This is a genomic window from Variovorax sp. 20P10.2.4 (assembly GCF_058244205.1).
Genome location: NZ_JBZAYE010000657.1, coordinates 1 through 3,905 on the forward strand (window position 1 = coordinate 1; position 3,905 = coordinate 3,905).

The window sequence follows — 3,905 nt, forward strand, 5'->3', positions numbered from 1 at the left end:
ACGGGCGCGCTCATGCGAAGCGCGCCATGGCGTTGCCGACCTTGGCCATGAAGCGCTTGAGCTGGGGCTCGGTCGCCACGTTCATGTGGTAGTGGGCGTGGTAGTCGACCCGGGCGCCATGGCCGGTCAGCCGTTTCATGTAGCGCGTGACGATCTTGCGCGGCGGGTCGCCCATGTACATCGCCACCCAGCGCGGCCGTCCGTAGGTGACCACGGCGCTGATGCGCTTGATGTGCGTGAGCATCGGCTTCACGTTGGCGGGGTCGCTGATGTCGAAGGCCACGCCCGGCATGAACAGCCGGTCGAAGTAGCCCTTGAGCATGGCCGGCAGGCCGAAGCACCAGGTCGGGAAGCAGAACACGATGCCCTCGGCCCACTGCAGCCGCTCGACGTAGGGCTTGAGCGGCAGCTGGTTGGCCGGCACCTCGTGGTAGCCCAGCCGCTCCTCGCGCGAGAGCACCGGATCGAAGCCCTCGGCATAGAGGTCGCAGTCGTCGACCTCGTGGCCGGCCGCGCGCAGGTTCTTCAGCACCTCCTGGTGCAGGGCGGCATGGAAGCTGGTTTCGACCGGATGGCAGTAGACGACGAGCACGCGCATGGTGTTTGACCGCTTAATCAGAGCAAGTGGTCAGGTTTAGCAAGCGACGTGCCAGCGCGGGCGCACCGGATTGGGGCCGGTGCGGTCTGGCGGGAGAGGAAAGCGCCCGGGCGGCGCGCGCTGCTAGCTCGCGCGGATGCCGCAGCCGGCCAGCACGAAGGCCACCAGCTCGCGCGCGATCGGCTCGCGGTCGATCGGCGCGTCGGGCGGCAGGCCCAGCATCACGCGCGTCTGGATCGCGTAGTCGGCGTAGCTCTGGGTCATGGCCCAGACGTGCATCAGCAGGATGCGCGCATCGAGCGGGCGCATCTGGCCGCGCGCGATCCAGCCGTTGATGATGTCGACCTTCTTCTGCGTCCAGGCGCGCGCGTTGGGCCAGTAGCGGTCGAGGTTGCGGCCGCCGTCGAGGATCTCGCGCGTGAAGATGCGCGACATCTCGGGGCTGTCGATCGCATGGTCGAGCTTCTTGCGGATGTAGTCGCCGAGCACCGTCGCCGGGTCGCTCGCGTCCTCGAACGAGAACACCACCTTCCACGCATGCAGCACCTGCATCAGCAGTTCTTCGTACAGCTCTTCCTTGCCGACGATGTAGTAGTGCAGCTGCGGCTTGGTGAGGCCGGCGCGCGCCGCGATGGCCTGGGTCGAGGTGCCCTTCAGGCCATGCAGGCTGAACTCCGCGATCGCCGCGGCGCGGATCGCCGCCATGATGCGTTCGCGGCCCGGGCGCGCGCGCGACAGCGGCCCGTCGGGCGCGGGCATTTCCTGGGCGGTCGAGACGGGCAGGGCGGCGGAGTCGGCGTTCATGGCGAGGGAGTGGCGCGGCGTGCGCGCGGTGGATGGTAATCCTTGCGTCCCCACGGCCGCATGACCGCATGCCATGCCGGCATGGCCGCGCCAGGCAGCCGGGCATGGTTCATGTATCTTCTCGCCGCCTCGAAAAATTCATTCAACACAAGGAGTTCTCCATGTACCTTTCCCCTCGCTTCAGGGCCCTCGCGGCCGGTGCCGCGCTGCTGGCGGCCAGCGCGCTCGCGCAGGCGCAGCAGGCGCTCCCCAACGTGGTGATCCTGGCCACCGGCGGCACCATCGCGGGCGCCGGCGCCTCGGCCGTCAACAGCGCCACCTACGCGGCCGCCAAGGTCGGTGTCGAGAAGCTGATCGCGGGCCTGCCCGAGCTCTCCAAGGTCGCCAACGTGCGCGGCGAACAGGTGTTCCAGGTCGCGTCCGAGAGCCTCACCAACGACAACCTGCTCACGCTCGCCAAGCGCGTGTCGGCGCTGTCGAAGCAGAGCGACGTCGACGGCATCGTGATCACGCACGGCACCGATACGCTCGAAGAAACCGCCTACTTCCTGACCCTGACCGTGCACACCTCCAAGCCGATCGTGGTGGTCGGTTCGATGCGTCCGGGCACCGCGCTGTCGGCCGACGGCGCGCTCAACCTGTACGACGCCGTGACGGTGGCCGGCAGCAAGGACGCCGCGGGCAAGGGCGTGCTGGTGACGATGGGCGACAACATCGACACCGGCCGCGACGTGAGCAAGAGCGTGAACATCAAGACCAGCGCCTTCTCGAGCCAGTGGGGCCCGCTGGGCATGGTGGTCGAAGGCAAGAACTACTGGTTCCGCGCACCGGTGAAGCGCCACACCGTGAATTCGGAGTTCGACATCGACCAGATCAACGCGCTGCCGCCGGTCGAGATCGCCATGGGCTACGAGGGCGTGTCCTCGACCGCCATCGACGCGCTCGCCAAGAGCGGCATCAAGGCGCTGATCCATGGCGGCACCGGCAACGGCTCGGTCGCCGACCGCATCGTGCCGAACCTGCAGAAGGTTCGCGCCGACGGCATCGTCGTCATCCGCAGCTCGCGCGTGCCCGACGGCTTCGTGATCCGCAACGCCGAGCAGCCCGACGACAAGTACGACTGGGTGGTGGCGCACGACCTGCGCCCGCAGAAGGCGCGCATCCTCGCGATGGTCGCGCTGACGAAGACCAGCGACACCAAGGAACTGCAGCGCATCTTCTGGGAATACTGACCCCTCGATCCGCGTCGGTCCCCGGGGCCGCGTTCCTTCCGCAGGGAAGGGCGCGGCCCTTTTTCTTTCGCGGCCGGTTCAGCGCACGAGCCGCCGCTGGCGATGCCGCGCGAACTCCAGCCCGCCCACGCACACCAGCAGCCAGGCCAGCCCGGTCAGCAGGCCCGCCACCACGTCGCTCGCGAAGTGCACCTGCAGGAAGATCCGGCTGCAGGCGATGGTGACGATCGCGGCGGCGCCGGCCATCGCCGCCGCCACGTGCCAGCGCGGCGGCAGCAGGCGCAGCGCGAGATAGACCAGCATGCCGTAGCTCACGATCGCGCCCGCGCTGTGGCCGCTCGGGAAGCTGTAGCTGGTCTCGTGCGCCAGGCCGTGGTCGTGCAGCGGCCGGGCGCGCGCGAAGATCTGCTTGAGCGCCGGGTTCAGCAGCACGATCCCCACCAGCGCCATCGACCAGCCGAGCGCCAGGCCGCGATGGGAACGGTGCCACAGCAGCAGCGCCACCAGCACCGCCACCGGCGCCAAGGTGGCGAAGTCGCCGAGCCGCGTGAGCCAGCTGAACGCGAGGATCACGCCGCGCGGCATGTGCTGCGCGATCGCATCGGTCAGCGCCTGGTCGGCCAGGCCCAGCGTGCGGCCGTCGCCGAGGTTGGAGGCGATCCAGGCGAACAGGCTCGAGGCGCCGAGGATCGCCGCGAAGCCGAGCACCAGCGCGAGCACCAGCCGCGGTTCGTCGGGCTCTTCCTCGGCGGCCAGCGCGAGCCGGCGGCGCTGCGCCATCCAGCAGGCCAGGCCGGCGATCAGCACCGAGGCCAGCAGCAGCGAGAGGAAGCCGCCCAGCGCATGGGCGCCGAGCTGTTCGGCATGCGCGACGAGGGCGGGCGGGTGGGGGAGGGGAGCGGAAGGAAGGGAAGGAACGGGGACGGCCGATGACATGCGGCGCACCCTAAAGCGGCGCCGCCACGCTGGCAAGCGAAAGCCTTACGGCGTCGGCGAGCACGAAGGCCTGGCGCTCGGCCGCATAGTCCCAGCGCTCGACCGCGCAGGCGCGCGCGCCGTCGTCGCGCCGCACCACGTTGACCGAGTTCGGATGCCCCGCGCGCACGCGCCACGACACCGCCGTGCCCGCCTGCACCGCCCACATCGGCCGCGGGCAATCGGCGAAGCATTCGTGCAGCGGCAGCACGAAGGGCAGGTGGATGTGGCCGCCGAGCACCAGGTCGGCGCCGGCCGCCGCCCAGCGCGCCACCGCGGCCTCGCCGCCGTGCAGC

The 3,905-nt window shown here is 69.9% G+C and carries 4 protein-coding genes and 1 pseudogene; 1 reads left to right on the forward strand and 4 read right to left on the reverse strand.

Features of this window, described 5'->3' with window-relative positions; genetic code table 11:
- Positions 1–10: 10 nt before the first annotated feature.
- Together AC27VN_RS35120 and AC27VN_RS35125 are read right to left on the reverse strand one after the other, a co-directional pair.
- A complete protein-coding gene (locus tag AC27VN_RS35120; RefSeq protein ID WP_057596983.1) occupies positions 11–598 on the reverse strand; it encodes an NAD(P)H-dependent oxidoreductase in 588 nt (195 codons plus the stop codon).
- Positions 599–721: 123 nt separating this feature from the next.
- Positions 722–1,402 (reverse strand): TetR/AcrR family transcriptional regulator, encoded by a 681-nt coding sequence (locus tag AC27VN_RS35125; RefSeq protein ID WP_177239444.1) that lies wholly within the window; start codon positions 1,400–1,402, stop codon positions 722–724.
- Between the two features lie 161 nt (positions 1,403–1,563).
- On the opposite strand from AC27VN_RS35125, the gene AC27VN_RS35130 reads away from it, so the two are divergent.
- Positions 1,564–2,634 (forward strand): asparaginase, encoded by a 1,071-nt coding sequence (locus AC27VN_RS35130; RefSeq protein ID WP_490879598.1) that lies wholly within the window; start codon positions 1,564–1,566, stop codon positions 2,632–2,634.
- Positions 2,635–2,712: 78 nt separating this feature from the next.
- Here the strand turns inward: AC27VN_RS35130 and AC27VN_RS35135 are convergent, their stop codons facing one another.
- Positions 2,713–3,570: a phosphatase PAP2 family protein gene (locus AC27VN_RS35135; protein ID WP_490879599.1), complete on the reverse strand. Its 858-nt coding sequence runs from the start codon at positions 3,568–3,570 to the stop codon at positions 2,713–2,715.
- 10 nt (positions 3,571–3,580) lie between these two features.
- Positions 3,581–3,905, reverse strand: a pseudogene (locus AC27VN_RS35140) (metallophosphoesterase); the annotation flags it as partial.